The sequence below is a fragment of the Streptomyces sp. NPDC059853 genome (genome assembly GCF_042731495.1).
Classification (GTDB): domain Bacteria; phylum Actinomycetota; class Actinomycetes; order Streptomycetales; family Streptomycetaceae; genus Streptomyces.
In genome coordinates this window covers 1-14044 of record NZ_JBHWJL010000123.1, presented here as the reverse complement: position 1 = coordinate 14044, position 14044 = coordinate 1, and the positions used below count along the sequence as shown (strand labels likewise).

At 74.7% G+C, this 14044-nt stretch carries 16 protein-coding genes and 1 riboswitch; of the genes, 12 read left to right on the top strand and 4 right to left on the bottom strand.

Annotation, left to right across the window (positions count from 1 at the left end):
* The first annotated feature begins 238 nt into the window (after window positions 1-238).
* The 9 genes from ACFV5N_RS15300 to ACFV5N_RS15260 all read left to right on the top strand — a co-directional run bounded on the left by ACFV5N_RS15300 (window position 239) and on the right by ACFV5N_RS15260 (window position 7060).
* Window positions 239-691: a phospholipase gene (locus ACFV5N_RS15300; protein ID WP_385599149.1), complete on the top strand. Its 453-nt coding sequence runs from the start codon at window positions 239-241 to the stop codon at window positions 689-691.
* A 93-nt stretch (window positions 692-784) separates the two neighbouring features.
* A riboswitch (FMN riboswitch) is annotated at window positions 785-916 on the top strand.
* 172 nt (window positions 917-1088) lie between these two features.
* Window positions 1089-2174 (top strand): bifunctional diaminohydroxyphosphoribosylaminopyrimidine deaminase/5-amino-6-(5-phosphoribosylamino)uracil reductase RibD, encoded by a 1086-nt coding sequence (gene ribD / locus ACFV5N_RS15295; protein WP_385599146.1) that lies wholly within the window; start codon window positions 1089-1091, stop codon window positions 2172-2174.
* The gene (locus ACFV5N_RS15290; protein ID WP_385599140.1) at window positions 2175-2804 is read left to right on the top strand and encodes a riboflavin synthase; all 630 of its coding nucleotides are present in this window, start codon (window positions 2175-2177) and stop codon (window positions 2802-2804) included.
* Window positions 2801-3457, top strand: coding sequence for a nicotinamide riboside transporter PnuC (locus ACFV5N_RS15285; protein WP_385599137.1), 657 nt, complete (start codon window positions 2801-2803; stop codon window positions 3455-3457). Before ACFV5N_RS15290 ends, ACFV5N_RS15285 begins: the two co-directional genes overlap by 4 nt.
* Complete coding sequence (locus tag ACFV5N_RS15280; RefSeq protein WP_385599134.1) at window positions 3454-4755, top strand: bifunctional 3,4-dihydroxy-2-butanone-4-phosphate synthase/GTP cyclohydrolase II; 1302 nt, start codon at window positions 3454-3456, stop codon at window positions 4753-4755. The genes ACFV5N_RS15285 and ACFV5N_RS15280 overlap by 4 nt, the downstream gene beginning before the upstream one ends.
* 43 nt (window positions 4756-4798) lie before the next feature.
* Window positions 4799-5284, top strand: coding sequence for a 6,7-dimethyl-8-ribityllumazine synthase (ribH, locus tag ACFV5N_RS15275; RefSeq protein ID WP_385599131.1), 486 nt, complete (start codon window positions 4799-4801; stop codon window positions 5282-5284).
* A gap of 34 nt (window positions 5285-5318) precedes the next feature.
* A complete protein-coding gene (locus ACFV5N_RS15270) occupies window positions 5319-5591 on the top strand; it encodes a phosphoribosyl-ATP diphosphatase (RefSeq protein ID WP_019434723.1) in 273 nt (90 codons plus the stop codon).
* Between the two features lie 63 nt (window positions 5592-5654).
* The gene (hisG, locus tag ACFV5N_RS15265; RefSeq protein WP_385599127.1) at window positions 5655-6503 is read left to right on the top strand and encodes an ATP phosphoribosyltransferase; all 849 of its coding nucleotides are present in this window, start codon (window positions 5655-5657) and stop codon (window positions 6501-6503) included.
* A gap of 8 nt (window positions 6504-6511) precedes the next feature.
* Window positions 6512-7060, top strand: coding sequence for a PH domain-containing protein (locus ACFV5N_RS15260; RefSeq protein ID WP_385599124.1), 549 nt, complete (start codon window positions 6512-6514; stop codon window positions 7058-7060).
* Between the two features lie 18 nt (window positions 7061-7078).
* Here ACFV5N_RS15260 and ACFV5N_RS15255 read toward each other — a convergent pair whose 3' ends face one another.
* Together ACFV5N_RS15255 and ACFV5N_RS15250 are read right to left on the bottom strand one after the other, a co-directional pair.
* The gene (locus tag ACFV5N_RS15255; protein WP_385599121.1) at window positions 7079-8959 is read right to left on the bottom strand and encodes an AAA family ATPase; all 1881 of its coding nucleotides are present in this window, start codon (window positions 8957-8959) and stop codon (window positions 7079-7081) included.
* Between the two features lie 13 nt (window positions 8960-8972).
* The gene (locus tag ACFV5N_RS15250; RefSeq protein WP_385599119.1) at window positions 8973-9545 is read right to left on the bottom strand and encodes a uridine kinase; all 573 of its coding nucleotides are present in this window, start codon (window positions 9543-9545) and stop codon (window positions 8973-8975) included.
* Window positions 9546-9676: 131 nt separating this feature from the next.
* Here ACFV5N_RS15250 and ACFV5N_RS15245 point away from each other — a divergent pair, with 131 nt between their 5' ends.
* Window positions 9677-11035: a peptidase C39 family protein gene (locus ACFV5N_RS15245; RefSeq protein WP_385599116.1), complete on the top strand. Its 1359-nt coding sequence runs from the start codon at window positions 9677-9679 to the stop codon at window positions 11033-11035.
* A 22-nt stretch (window positions 11036-11057) separates the two neighbouring features.
* Here the strand turns inward: ACFV5N_RS15245 and ACFV5N_RS15240 are convergent, their stop codons facing one another.
* Window positions 11058-11852, bottom strand: coding sequence for a phosphotransferase (locus ACFV5N_RS15240; RefSeq protein ID WP_385599114.1), 795 nt, complete (start codon window positions 11850-11852; stop codon window positions 11058-11060).
* A gap of 169 nt (window positions 11853-12021) precedes the next feature.
* Here ACFV5N_RS15240 and ACFV5N_RS15235 point away from each other — a divergent pair, with 169 nt between their 5' ends.
* Window positions 12022-13209 carry an acyl-CoA dehydrogenase family protein gene (locus ACFV5N_RS15235; RefSeq protein WP_385599143.1) on the top strand — a complete coding sequence of 396 codons (1188 nt, stop codon included), beginning with the start codon at window positions 12022-12024 and terminating at the stop codon, window positions 13207-13209.
* Between the two features lie 4 nt (window positions 13210-13213).
* On the opposite strand, the gene ACFV5N_RS15230 is transcribed toward ACFV5N_RS15235, so the two are convergent.
* Complete coding sequence (locus ACFV5N_RS15230; protein ID WP_385599112.1) at window positions 13214-13651, bottom strand: hypothetical protein; 438 nt, start codon at window positions 13649-13651, stop codon at window positions 13214-13216.
* Between the two features lie 200 nt (window positions 13652-13851).
* On the opposite strand from ACFV5N_RS15230, the gene ACFV5N_RS15225 reads away from it, so the two are divergent.
* A partial coding sequence (locus ACFV5N_RS15225; RefSeq protein WP_385599109.1) for a hypothetical protein occupies window positions 13852-14044 on the top strand: 193 nt, incomplete at its 3' end.

The window sequence follows — 14044 nt, the reverse complement described above, 5'->3', positions numbered from 1 at the left end:
GGACCACCCCGTGTGGTCCGGGCCGCCGTCACATCCGCCCCGGGCGGCGGCTCCCGTCCCGCCCGCCCTCCAGCGGCAGCTTCCGGACACCGGCGGTAACAGGAAGTTGCCGTGCTTTTCAACTGATGTGCTTCAACAAGGTGTTGAGCTTCCGTCAGCCGCTCCGTAGGTTCTCACTCCGGACCCCCCCACCGGCCCGCGATCCGGGCCGCCGAACTCCGGAGGACGCGCCATGCGCCTGCGTCAACGCCTTGCCACCGGCTTCACCGCCCTCGCCCTCGCCCTCGGCGCCGTGGCGGTCTCGGCCGCTCCGGCCTCCGCCGCACCCGCCGACAAGCCCCAGGTGCTCTCCAGCTGGACCCAGACCAGCGCCTCCAGCTACAACTCCTGGCTGTCGGCGCGCAACAACCAGGCCGGCTGGGCCGCGTACGGCTTCGACTGGTCCACCGACTACTGCTCCTGGTCGCCCGACAACCCGTTCGGCTTCCCCTTTGAGATGTCATGTGCGCGTCATGACTTCGGTTACCGCAACTACAAGGCCCAGGGCACCTTCGCCGCCAACAAGGCCCGGCTCGACAACGCCTTCCACGAGGACCTGAAGCGGGTCTGCACCCGCTACACCGGCGCCACCAAGACCTCCTGCGACGGCCTCGCCTGGACCTACTACCAGGCGGTCCGCGCCTTCGGCTGACCGACCGGCCCCCGGCCCGCGCTGTGAGGCGCCCCACACGGGCGCATGCGGCGCGGGCCGGCGTGGCAGACTGGTAGCCGTACAACACGACACAAGCGCACTCCGGGGTCGGTGAAACTCCGAGCCGGCGGTTACAGTCCGCGACCCGTCCGCCCACCAGCGGCCGGTTGACCAGGTGGAATTCCTGGACCGACGGTTAAAGTCCGGATGGGAGGCAGTGCGCGACGGAGCAGGACCGGCATGTCCGGCCGCGGGCCGTCCCCGTACACGGGTCACCCCCGCGTCCCGGGCCACCCCTGATTCCGTTCGTCCCGTGATGCCCCGGAGTCCGTGCCAGAAAAGGCAGGAGGACCCGGTGGCCGCCCCACCCGAAGCGCCCGAGGCCGAAGCCGCGGCGATGCGTCACGCCATCGCGCTCGCCGCCCGGGGCCTGGGCCGCACCAGCCCCAACCCGGTCGTCGGCTGCGTCATCCTGGACGCCGCGGGACACCGCGTGGGCGAAGGCTGGCACCAGCGGGCCGGCGGACCGCACGCCGAGATCCACGCCCTCACCCGGGCGGGCGAACGCGCCCGCGGCGGCACCGCCGTCGTCACCCTCGAACCGTGCAACCACACCGGCCGCACCGGCCCCTGCGCCCAGGCCCTCATCGCCGCCGGAATCCGCCGCGTCCGCTACGCCGTCCCCGACCCCGACCCCGCCGCGCGCGGGGGCGCCGCCACCCTGCGCGCCGCCGGGATCACCGCCGAACCCGGCCCGTACGCCGAGGAGGCCGCCGACGGCAACATCGCCTGGCTCACCTCCGTCCGGCTCGGCCGCCCCCACGTGCACTGGAAGTACGCCGCGACCCTGGACGGCCGGATCGCCGCCGCCGACGGCAGCAGCCGCTGGATCACCTCCGCCGAGGCCCGCGCCGACGTCCACCGGCTGCGCGCCGGGACGGACGCCGTCCTCGTCGGCTCCGGCACCGCGCGCGCCGACGACCCGCACCTCGCCGTCCGCGGCATCCCCGGCGCCCGGCAGCCGCTGCGGGTCGTCCTCGACACCGAGGGCACCGCCGTCACCCCCGGCGCCCGCGTCCTGGACGACACCGCGCCCACCCTCGTCGCCGTCGCCGAGGACCGCCCCGCCACCCCGGCGGGCGCCGCGCGCACCCTGCGGCTGCCGCGCGCCGCCGACGGGCGCGGCCTCGACGTACCCGCCCTGCTCGCCGCCCTGCACGCGCGGGAGATCCGCTCCGTCCTGCTGGAGGGCGGCCCCACCCTCGCCGGGGCCTTCGCCGCCGCCGGAGCCCTCGACCGCGTCACCGGCTACCTCGCCCCCGCCCTCCTCGGCGCCGGGCCCGCCGCCCTCGGCGACGCCGGAATCACCACCATCGCGCAGGCGTTGCGCCTGCGGATCACCGCCGCCGACCGGATCGGACCCGATCTGCGGATCACCGCCGTCCCGGTCCCCGCACCCGCCACCGCCGTCAAGGAGTCCTGAGTGTTCACCGGAATCGTCGAAGAACTGGGTGAGGTCACCGCCGTCGAGACCCTCGGCGACTCGGCCCGGCTGCGGCTGCGCGGCCCGCTGGTCAGCGAGGGCGCCGCCCTCGGCGACTCCATCGCCGTCAACGGGGTCTGCCTCACCGTCACCGGGACCGAGGACGGCGCCTTCACCGCCGACGTGATGGCCGAGACCCTGCGGCGCTCCTCCCTCGGCGCGCTCACCACCGGCTCCCGGGTCAACCTGGAGCGCCCGCTCGCCCTCGGCGGCCGGCTCGGCGGCCACCTCGTCCAGGGCCACGTGGACGGCACCGGCACCCTCCTGGCCCGCGAACCCGCCGAGCACTGGGAACTGGTCACCGTCTCGCTCCCGGCCGGTCTGGCCCGCTACGTCGTCGACAAGGGCTCCATCACGGTGGACGGCGTGAGCCTGACCGTCGTCGAAGCGGGCGAGGACCGGTTCACCGTCTCCCTCATCCCCACCACCCTGGCCCTCACCACCCTCGGCATCAAGCAGCCCGGTGACCCGGTCAACCTGGAGGTCGACGTGATCGCCAAGTACGTCGAGCGGATGGTCCGCGTGGGCGGCGCGACCGGCGGCGCGGCCGTGGACGGAGCGGCCCGATGAGCCTCTTCGACCCGCTCCACGAGGTCGCGTTCCGCGCCTTCGGGCAGGACGTCATCTGGTCGGACATGACCGGCAACCTCATCGGCCTGGCCGCCCTCGCGCTCGGCTGGCGCCGCTCGGTGTGGACCTGGCCCGCCCAGCTGCTGTCCGGCCTCGTCCTCATCGCGGCCTACGCCTCCGCCCACCTCGGCGGCGGCGTCGGCAAGCAACTGCTGGTGATCGTCGTCGCCCTGTGGGGCTGGCGGCAGTGGCGGGCCGGCCGGCAGGAGGCCGCCGACGGCCAGATCGCCGTGCGGTTCGCCACCCCCCGCGAACGCCTCGCCCTGGCGGCGGGCGCGGTGGCCGGCACCCTCGCCGTGGGCTGGCTGTTCACCGCCGTTCCCTCCCTGTCGTGGAACCCGTGGCCCGACGCCTACATCTTCGTCGGCACCCTGGTGGCCATGGTCGCCCAGGCCCGCGGCCTGGTGGAGTTCTGGTTCGCCTGGCTGCTGGTGGACGTGGTGGGCGTCCCGCTGGCCTTCAGCAGCGGACTGGCCTTCTCCGGACTCGTCTACGTCTTCTACCTCGTCCTCGTCCTGTGGGGGCTGCGGGACTGGTGGCGCCGCTCCAGCGCCCCCGCCGCACGCCCCGTCCTGGAAGGAGCAGCCGCATGACCAGCGCCCCCGCGGGCCCGGACCCGGACCTCGCTCTCGACCCGGTGGAGCGGGCCGTCGCCGACATCGCGCTCGGCCGCCCCGTGATCGTCGTCGACAACCCCGGCCGGGAGAACGAGGGCGACCTCGTCCTGGCCGCCGAGAAGATCACCCCCGAGATCGTGGCGTTCATGATGAGCGAGTGCCGCGGACTGATCTGCGTACCCCTTGAGGGTCCCGATCTCGACCGGCTGCGGCTGCCCCAGATGGTCACCGAGAACACCGAGCCGATGGCCACCGCCTTCACCGTCACCGTCGACGCCGGACCCGCCCACGGCGTCACCACCGGCATCTCCGCCGCCGACCGCGCCACCACCATCGCGCGCCTCGCCGACCCGGCCGCGACCGCGGACGACTTCGTCCGCCCCGGCCACGTCTTCCCGCTGCGCGCCCGCCCCGGCGGCGTGCTGGCCCGCCCGGGCCACACCGAGGCCGGCGTGGACCTCGCCCGGCTCGCCGGACTGCGCCCGGCCGCCGTCATCGTGGAAATCGCCGGCGAGGACGGCGCCATGCTGCGGCTGCCCGAACTCGTACCCTTCGCCCGCAAACACGGCCTCGCCATCATCTCCATCGAGGACCTGATCGCCCACCGCGCCGCCGCGGCGGGCCCCGCCGCACCCGAGGACGCGCCCGCCGTACGCCGCGAGGCCGTCACCACCCTGCCCACCGCCCACGGCGAGTTCCAGGCGCACGGCTACCGCTCCGCACCCGACGGCACCGAGCATCTCGCCCTGGTCACCGGCGACATCGGCGACGGCGAGGACGTCCTGGTGCGGCTGCACTCCGAGTGCCTGACCGGCGACATCTTCGGCTCCCAGCGGTGCGACTGCGGCCCGCAGCTGGCCGCCTCCCTGGAACGCGTCCGGGCCGAGGGACGCGGGATCGTGCTGTACCTGCGCGGCCACGAGGGCCGGGGCATCGGACTGGTGTCCAAACTGCGCGCCTACGAACTCCAGGAACGCGGCCGGGACACCCTCGACGCCAACCTCGAACTCGGCCTGCCCGCCGACGCCCGCGACTACGGCGCCGGCGCCCGCATCCTCGCCGACCTCGGCGTGCGCTCGGTGCGGCTGCTCACCAACAACCCCGCCAAGACCGCCGCCCTGACCGCGCACGGGCTGACCGTCACCGGACGCGAGCCGATGCCCGCCCCGGCCGGCCGGCACAACCTGCGCTACCTGCGCACCAAACGCGACCGCATGGGCCACGACCTGCCCTGGCTGGACGGCGCCGAACTGTCCGCCTGCGCGGGACAGTGACCCCCCTCCCCACCCTCCCCTCCCCGAAAGGCAGGACCACGACATGAGCGGAACCGGCGCCCCCGAGGTGACCGTGGCCCACGGCGGCGACCTGCGGATCGCCGTCGTCGCCGCCCAGTGGCACCACACCGTGATGGACGGCCTCCTCGACGGAGCCCGGCGCGCCCTGAAGGAGCTGGGCGTCGCCGACTCCACCGTGCTGCGCGTCCCCGGCAGCTTCGAACTGCCGGTCGCCGCCCGCGCCCTGGCCGGTCAGGGCTACGACGCCGTCGTCGCCCTCGGTGTCGTCATCCGCGGCGGCACCCCGCACTTCGACTACGTGTGCCAGGGCGTCACCGCCGGCCTCACCCAGGTCAGCGTGGACACCGGGGTCCCCGTCGGCTTCGGCGTCCTGACCTGCGACACCGAACAGCAGGCCCTGGACCGGGCCGGGCTGCCCGGCTCCACCGAGGACAAGGGACACGAGGCCGTGACCGCCGCCGCAGCGACCGCCGCCGCCCTGCGCTCGCTCACCGCACCCGCGCGGTGACCGGCCCGGCGCACGCCGTAGGCTGAGGGTCACCATGGCCAACAAGACATTTGAGCAGCTCTTCACGGAACTCCAGCACAAGGCCGCCCACGGCGACCCCGCCACCTCGCGCACCGCCGAGCTGGTCGCCTCGGGCGTGCACTCCATCGGCAAGAAGGTTGTCGAGGAAGCCGCCGAGGTGTGGATGGCCGCCGAGCACGAAGGCACCGAGCGGACCGCCGAGGAGATCTCCCAGCTGCTGTACCACCTCCAGGTGATGATGGTCGCCCGGGGCATCTCCCTGGACGATGTATACGCTCATCTGTGAGGCGTACCCCGCCCGCACCCCGTCCGTCCCCGACCCCGCACTCTCCCGAAGGAATCACGCCCCATGCTGCGCATCGCCGTCCCCAACAAGGGTTCCCTGTCCGAGCCTGCGTCGGCGATGCTCCATGAGGCCGGCTACCGGCAGCGCAAGGACCGCCGCGAACTCGTCCTGATCGACGCCGACAACGAGGTCGAGTTCTTCTTCCTGCGCCCCCGCGACATCGCCGTGTACGTCGGCTCCGGCAAGCTCGACATCGGCATCACCGGCCGGGACCTGCTGCTGGACTCCGGCGCCGAGGCCGAGGAGATCAAGCAGCTGGGCTTCGCCGGCTCCACGCTGCGCTACGCCACCCGCCCCGGCACCGTCACCGACGTCAGCCAGTTCGACGGCCTGTCGATCGCCACCTCCTTCCCCGGTGTGGTCCGCGCCCACCTCGCCGAGAACGGCGTGAAGGCGTCGGTGGTCCGCCTCGACGGCGCGGTGGAGACCGCCATCAGCCTGGGCGTCGCGGAGGTCATCGCGGATGTGGTGGAGACCGGCACCACCCTGCGCCAGGCGGGCCTGGAGATCATCAGCGCCCCCATCCTGGAATCGGAGGCCGTGGTCATCCGGCGGCGCGGCGACGACCGCGCCGAGCCCAAGGTCGAGCAGTTCCTGCGCCGCCTCCAGGGCGTCCTGGTCGCCCGCCGGTACGTGATGATGGACTACGACATCCGCGCCGAACTGGTCGAGAAGGCCGTCGCCCTCACCCCGGGCCTCGAATCCCCGACCGTCTCCCCGCTGCACGACCAGGGCTGGGTCGCGGTCCGCTCCATGGTCCCGGTCCGGGACGCGCAGCGGGTGATGGACGACCTGTACGACATGGGCGCCCGCGCCATCCTCACCACCGGCATCCACGCCGCCCGGCTGTGAGCGCCCCCATGACCGGCACGGACGAGAACGAGGACCACGTGAAGGCGACCGGCGACCCGCCCGCCCCCCAGCCCCGGGCCCAGGCCCCCGCCCCGGCCGCGCCGCCCGGACTGCCGGTGGTGTTCCGCCCGGTGCTCACCCGGGTCATCCTCATGGTCACCGGCGCCGTCGTCCTCGCCGTGCTCCTGGTCATCGCCGTCATCGTGCCGGTGAGCGCCAGCACCTGGGGCCTGGGCGACCGCTTCACCGTGGCCGGCACCGGCCTCGCCGCCTGGGGCGTGCTCGCCGTGCTCTGCCGCCCCAAGGTGCTCGCCGACGCCGACGGGGTGACCGTCGTCAACCTCACCACCAAGCGGCGGCTCGCGTGGGCCGAGATCATACGGGTGAGCCTGCGCCCCGGGGACCCGTGGGTCACCCTCGACCTCGCCGACGGCACCACGCTCGCCGCCATGGGCATCCAGCCCGGCCTCGCCCGGGAACGGGCCCTGGCCGACGCCAGGGCACTGCGCGCCCTCGTCGAGGCGCACGGCACCCGCACCGGCGCGTCCGGCGACTGACCCGGCGCGCACGGCGGCTCACGACAGCGGCGGGCGCCTGCCCTTCTCCGGGCGGCCCCGCCCGCTGGACGCCAGCACCTCCCCGTAGGCCTGCATCAGATCCGGCAGCCGCAGCGTCGACAGATCCTGCCGCCCCGGATCGGCGGCCGACTCCGAGAGCCGGATGTCCCGGAACGCACAGCTCGTCTCGTACAGCGTGCGCACGAACCGGCCGTTGCCCAGCTCGTCGATCCAGCCCTCCGCCACCACGTGCGTGCTGATGCTGCGCAGCTCCTCCAGCGCCTCCGGATCCCACACATCCCCGTGATCGGCCGCCAGCAGCTCCCCGATGGCCGTCAGCTCCACCGGCCGGTAGCTGGGGAACTCCACCCGGGCCGAGAACCGGGACCCCAGACCCGGGTTGGCGCTCAGCAGCCGGTCCATGCCCTGCGGATAGCCGGCCAGGATCACCACCAGATGCTCCCGGCTGTCCTCCGCCCGCTTCAGCAGCACCTGGAGCGCCTCGTCCCCGTACGCGTCGCCCTTGCTGTAGCCGGAGTGCACCAGCGAGTACGCCTCGTCGATGAACAGCACCCCGCCCAGCGCCGAATCGATCAGCCGGTTCGCCTTCACCGCCGTCTGCCCGAGGAACTCGCCCACCAGATCGGCCCGCTGCGCCTCCACCAGCCGGTCGTGGCTCAGCAGCCCCAGCGCGTGGAACACCCGGCCCAGGATGCGGGCCACCGTCGTCTTGCCGGTGCCCGAGGGCCCGGAGAACACGAAGTGCCGCTTCGGCGGCTGCACCGGCAGCCCCTGCCCCGAACGCAGCCGCGCCATCCGCAACTGCGCGGACATCGCCCGGACCTGCTCCTTGACCGGTTCGAGCCCGACCATCCGGTCCAGCTCGGCCAGCGTCTGCGCCAGCAGCGCCGGGTCGGGCGCCTGCGGCAGCGCCGGCCCGCCGGCCGGACGCGGACCGTGCCCGCCCGCCGTCCCCGGGCGGCCCGCCGCCCCCGCCGCCCGCCCCTCGCCCGGCGCCGCCGACAGCCGCTCCTCGCCCGCCGGACCGGGCAGCGGCAGCGGCGGCGGCGCGGCGGCGGTGCCGTGCGGGGCCAGCACCAGCTGGGCGGTGTCGCCGTCCTCCACGGCCAGCGCGGTCAGCCGCTCCGCGGTGTCCATGAACTCCGCGTCCACCTGGTGCACCGCCCGGTACAGCGGGATCGCCGCCGCGCTGCGCCCACTGCCCTCCCGCGCCCGGGCCAGCCAGTACCGCAGCTCCTTGCGCTGCGGCTGCTCGCTGCGGCAGCGCATCAGCGCCGTCGCCAGCAGCGGCTCCGCCTGGTCGTACATCTCCAGCCGCACCCGCGCCATCCCGGCGAACAGCCCCGCCTCCACGCCCAGTTGCGGATCGTTCAGCAGTGTCGAGGTGAGCCGGAACAGGCCCTCCCAGTCGCGGGTGAGGTAGCAGCGGCACGCGTGCAGGAACCGCGCCGAGGGGTCGGTGTCCGGCGACGGGCACTGGGCCAGCGCCCGGTCCAGATCGGGCAGCCGGTGGCTGTCCAGCAGCTGCGAGGCGTGCGCCAGCAGCAGATCGCGGTCGGTCTCCAGCACCGGCTGCACCCACCAGCCCAGCCAGTACCAGGAACTGAGCGGCCGCCCGTGCCGGGCCCGCTGCTCCCCGAACCGGGCGCGGTGCCGGTACATCTGGAGCAGCGCCGGGGCCACATCGGTGCGCAGCGCGTGCAACCCCAGCCAGGCGTCCGCCATCCCCGGGTCCTCCCGCACGGCGGCGCGGAACTCCTCCTCGGCCTCCGGATAGGCCGCCGCGGCGTAGGCGTCGACGCCGCGCAGCCACGCCAGGTCGGCCCCGGTGTGCGGCCCGTGAACGCCTTGCGTGCCAGACATCATGACGACCCCCATGCGCGGATACCGCTCAGCTGTCGCACCTCGGTGCCATCAGGATATCCGCCGCGGGTCGGGAGGGATCATCGTCGAAGTGGCGGCGTTCGGCGGCCTCCCAGCCGCGCCAGAAGGCGGCCTGCGCGGGCCCGTCCCGGCGCCGCCCGGCCGCCCAGGCCCGCTCCCGGGGGACGTCCAGCCAGATGAGATGGGCGAGACGGCCGCGCAGCGCCCGCCGCCCGGCCCCCACCCCCTCCAGCAGCACCACCGGGGCCGGCGGGACGGAGGCGGTACGGGTGTAGGCGCGGCGCTCCCAGTCGTACACCTCGTAGTGCGCCGCGGCGCCCCGGCCCAGCGGATCGAGGATCTGCGCGGTCAGCCGGGGCATCCAGCCGAAGAGCGCGTCGTGGCTGGCGAGATCGTCCAGATGGATCACCGGGGCGCCGTCCAGCGCGGCGGCCAGCCGGGCCGCCAGCGTCGACTTGCCGGAGCCGGCGTGCCCGTCGATGCCGATCAGCCGCACCGGGCCGAGGGAGGGCGGCAGGGCGCGCAGCCGGGCGGCGAGTTCGGCGGGGCGCGGCCGGGAGGGGAGGGGCGGAGCGGGCACCCGGCCAGCGTAGTGCCAGTGGTGGACACCAATATTACTGCGCACGGTCGCCCCGGGGTTACTGGCCGTCAGCCCGCCCAGCCGCGATAGTGGGAGGCCGCATCCTGCGACCCCCACCGGGAGGCCCCACCGTGACACCGACGCCACGCCGCACCGTGCTGACCGCCGCCGCGCTCGCCGCCGTCGCCGCGGCGGCCACCGGGAGCCCGGCCGCCGCCGTACCGGGAGGCCGCCGCGCCGCCGGGACCACCGCCGGGACCGTCGAGTACCACGCCTGGACCTCGGCGGCCGACTGGCGCGCGGGCACCGCCCGGGGCACCGCGCTGGTCTCCGGCGACCGCTCCGGGATACTGCTGCGGCGCTCGCAGGGCACCATCGACTACACCGACCCGCACACCGGCACCACCTCGGCCTGGGAGCACGCCGTGTGGCTCTCGCCCGAACACCGGACCGGCCTGCCGGGCACCGAACTGATCGCCTCGTGGAACGCGCACACCCCGGCGGGCACCTTCGTCCGGATCGAGGCGCGCGCCACCTACACGGACGGCACCCTCAGCCCCTGGTACACCCTCGGGGTGTGGGCCTCCGGCGACGGGGACCTGCTGCGCACCTCGCTCGACGGGCAGCGCGACGGCGTCTCCAGCGTGTGGACCGACACGGTGGCGATCGACGACCCGGCCGGGCCGCAGCGCATCACCGGCTACCGGCTCCGGCTGACGCTGCACCGCCGCCCCGGTGCGACCGTGACCCCGGTGGTGTGGCGGGTGGGCACGATGGTCTCCGACGTGCCCGACCGGTTCGAGGTGCCGGCCAGCGCGCCGGGCCCCGCGTCCGGCGTCGAACTCCCGGTGCCCCGGCGCTCGCAGAACATCCACCTCGGCCGCTACCCCGAGTACAACGGCGGCGGCGAGGCCTGGTGCAGCCCCACCTCCTCCACCATGATCCTCGAATACTGGGGCCGGGGCCCCGGCAGCGGGGACCTGGCGTGGGTCGATCCGGCGTACGACGACCCGCAGGTGTGCCACGCCGCCCGGTTCACCTACGACTACGCGTACGGCGGCTGCGGCAACTGGCCGTTCAACACCGCCTACGCCGCCTCCTACCCGGACATGCAGGGCGTGGTCACCCGGATCGCCTCCCTGGCGGACGCCGAGACCCTGATCGCGGCCGGGATCCCGCTGATCACCTCGCAGTCCTTCTACGAGGCGGAACTGGACGGCTCCGGCTACGGCACCTCCGGCCATCTGATGACGGTGATCGGCTTCACCGCCGACGGGGACGTGATCGCCAACGACCCGGCCAGCCCGAGCAACGCGGCGGTGCGGCGGGTCTACCCCCGGCGGCAGTTCGAGAACATCTGGCTGCGGACCAAGCGGTACGACGCGGGCGGCGTGGTGCGCGGCGGCAGCGGCGGGGTGGCCTATCTGTTCTTCCCGGCCCGGGTGACGGCCGCCCAGCGCGCCGCCCTCGCGGCCGTCGGCGTGCGCTGAGCGGCGCGGCCGGCCGGTGCGGTCAGCCGGCCAGCAGCGCGGCGCGCCACAGCTCCTCGCGTTCCTCGGTGTACGCGGCGTCGGCGTGCCAGCTCGCGCCGTGGCCCTCGTTCCACAGGGTGGCCCAGGGCTGCTCGCCGGCCGCGTGCCGCTCCCGCAGGAAGGTGTGCATGGCGCGGCTTCGCCGCGCCAGCAGCGGAACGAGGGCGCGGCGGCCGTCCTCGTCGAGGCCGTAGGCGTCCACGAGGGTCCGCAGCCGGGCCGCGGCGTGCGGGTCGGTGCGCCGCCAGTGCGGGTGGGCGGACAGCGGCAGGAAGCCGTGCGCGGCGTAGGCCAGGTCCCACAGCCGGCTGCCGGGTGCCGCGTTGTCCCAGTCGATGACCGTCCAGCGGCCGGCCGGGCCGTCCTCGGCGATCAGGTTCCACGGGGCCAGGTCGTGGTGGGCGATGATCTCGTGGCCGGGGTCGGGGATCAGGGCGTTCCAGCGGGCGCCGGGCGGCGGGACGAAGCCGGCCACCGCGTCGTGGAAGGCGCGGATCAGCCGGCCGATCCGGGCGAGCCGGCCGGGCGGGTCGAGGAGCGCGAAGCGGTGGGGCCACACCGGCTCGCCGGGCGCGAGGCTCAGCACTTCCCGGCCCCGCTCGTCCAGGCCGAGCGGGCGCGGGGCGGCGGTGAAGCCGGCGCCGTGCAGATGGTCGAGCAGCGCGTGCACCGCGGGCGTCCAGAATCCGGCCGGGCGCCGTACGGTGTCGCCCACCCGCACCACGCCCGCGCTCACATTGCCGCCCGTCAGCGGTTCTTCCTCATGATCGGACACGGGGCCAGGCTGGCAGCCAGGACCGGTGACGCGCGAACGGGTTTCGGGCATACTCCCAACCGCCGGGCCCGGTGATCACCGCGGCCGGCGACGACGACTCCGAGGCAGCGCCGCCGCAACCGCGTCGCGTGCTGCCCGGAGCCCGCCACAGGGAGGAAAGCGCGTGACGATCTCCGCCGAGGGTCTCCAGCCGGTACGGCGTGTCCTGCCCACCCCGGAAGCCCGCGAACTGCTCGATCTGGTCCGGGAGCTGATCCAGCGGGAGATCCTGCCCGCCGCGGACGCGGAGGAGGCGGCCGGGGTCTTCCCCCGCGAGCTGTTCCGCGCACTGTCGCGCACCGGGATCCTGGGCCTGCCCTACCCGGAGGAGTACGGGGGCGGGGAGCAGCCGTACGAGGTGTACCTCCAGGTGCTGGAGGAACTGGCCGCCGCCCGGCTGACGGTGGGGCTCGGGGTGAGCGTGCACACCCTGGCCTGCCACGGGCTGGCCGGCTTCGGCACCAAGGAGCAGCGGGCCGAGTGGCTGCCGGCGATGCTGGGGGAGGGGCTGCTGGGGGCGTACGCGCTGTCGGAGCCGAACGCCGGCTCCGACGCGGCCGGGCTGCGCACCCGCGCGGTGCGCGACGGCGACGACTGGATACTGACCGGCACCAAGGCGTGGATCACCCACGGCGGCATCGCGGACTTCTACACCGTGATGGCCCGCACCGGGGAGGACGGGCCCGGCGGTATCACGGCGTTCCTAGTGCCCGGGGACGCGCCGGGGCTCACCGCCGCCGCTCCGGAGCGGAAGATGGGCATGAACGGTTCGCCCACCGCGCAGCTGCACTTCGACGGGGTCCGGGTGCCGGACGCCCGGCGGCTCGCGGACGTGGGTGCCGGGCTCACGCTGGCGCTGGCCGCGCTCGACTCGGGCCGGCTGGGCATCGCCGCCTGTGCCGTCGGGGTGGCGCAGGCGGCGTTCACCACGGCGCTGGGGTTCACGCTGGAGCGCCGGCAGTTCGGCAGGCCGGTCGCCGACTTCCAGGGGCTGCGGTTCATGCTCGCCGACATGGCCACCCAGATCGAGGCGGGCCGGGCGCTGTACCTGGCCGCCGCGCGGCTGCGGGATGCCGGTGAGCCGTTCGGCCGGCAGGCGGCGATGGCCAAGCTGTTCTGCTCGGACACCGCGATGCGGGTGGCCACCGACGCCGTCCAGTTGATGGGCGGGTACGGCTACACGGCCGATTTCCCGGCCGAACGCCACCTGCGCGAGGCGAAGGTGCTCCAGATCGTGGAAGGCACCAATCAGATCCAGCGTGCTGTCATCGCCAGCCGGCTCACCGGCGGCGGAAACCGCGGGGACGGCCGCGGTTAGCGGCTCAGGCCGCCCGGCTCAGCCCGGCCACCGGGGCGGGCCGGGCGGCGGCCGGTGTCGCGTGCGAGAACGGCTGGAGGCGCCAGTCCAGGTTCTCCGGCAGGACGGCCGGCTCCGGCCGGCCCGCCCGCGGCTCCACCGGCAGGAACACCACGGCGCCGTCACCGGCCACCGCGCGGCCGGACCCGGCGCACACGGTCGTGCCGAACGGCTGCCAGGGGTTCGGGCACCAGGCGTGCTCGGGCAGGGCCCCGGCCCGTTCGGCCAGCGCGACCGGCTGCGCGCAGTCCGGGCAGGAGACCCGGACCGTCCACAGGTCGGCCGGCTCCTCGGCGTCGGTGCCGGACGCCCGGGCGGGTTCCGATGGATCGGGTTCGTCCCGGTGATCGGGATCGTCGTCGAAACGCTGGTCGGTGGCGGGTGTGGTCGGTACGGAGCGCATGGCATCCCCCTCGGACGGCGCGGTGGCCTGGGCCACAGCAAGCACTTCCCGCCGGTCAGCGCGGTTAATCGCAGCGCTGAACAGGACTCGGACGGGAGTTTGTGGCGTTCATCACACCGGATGGTGGTGGCGGGGGACACCACCGATCCGCTGACATCGACACGCCCACCCCACCCCAACCACCCCCGCAGGGAGCCGCAGTGACCACCAGGACGCACCCCGCCACCCCCGAGCCCCTGTGGCGGCCGGAACCCGGCCGCGTCGCCGGGGCCCGCATCACCCGCTTCCACGCCTTCGCCGCCCAGCGGTACGGCGCGCCCGCCCCCGCCGACGGCGACGATCCGGCGGCCGGCTACGCCGCCCTGCACCGCTGGTCGGTCACCGAACTCGACG

Excerpts from the sequence above, each read along its gene's own strand:
- ribH (WP_385599131.1), top strand. The coding sequence starts at position 4,799 with ATGAGCGGAACCGGCGCCCCCGAGGTGACCGTGGCCCACGGCGGCGAC.
- ACFV5N_RS15285 (WP_385599137.1), top strand. The coding sequence starts at position 2,801 with ATGAGCCTCTTCGACCCGCTCCACGAGGTCGCGTTCCGCGCCTTCGGG.
- ACFV5N_RS15260 (WP_385599124.1), top strand. The coding sequence starts at position 6,512 with ATGACCGGCACGGACGAGAACGAGGACCACGTGAAGGCGACCGGCGAC.
- ACFV5N_RS15230 (WP_385599112.1), bottom strand. The coding sequence starts at position 13,651 with ATGCGCTCCGTACCGACCACACCCGCCACCGACCAGCGTTTCGACGAC.
- hisG (WP_385599127.1), top strand. The coding sequence starts at position 5,655 with ATGCTGCGCATCGCCGTCCCCAACAAGGGTTCCCTGTCCGAGCCTGCG.
- ACFV5N_RS15280 (WP_385599134.1), top strand. The coding sequence starts at position 3,454 with ATGACCAGCGCCCCCGCGGGCCCGGACCCGGACCTCGCTCTCGACCCG.
- ACFV5N_RS15270 (WP_019434723.1), top strand. The coding sequence starts at position 5,319 with ATGGCCAACAAGACATTTGAGCAGCTCTTCACGGAACTCCAGCACAAG.
- ribD (WP_385599146.1), top strand. The coding sequence starts at position 1,089 with ATGCGTCACGCCATCGCGCTCGCCGCCCGGGGCCTGGGCCGCACCAGC.
- ACFV5N_RS15255 (WP_385599121.1), bottom strand. The coding sequence starts at position 8,959 with ATGGGGGTCGTCATGATGTCTGGCACGCAAGGCGTTCACGGGCCGCAC.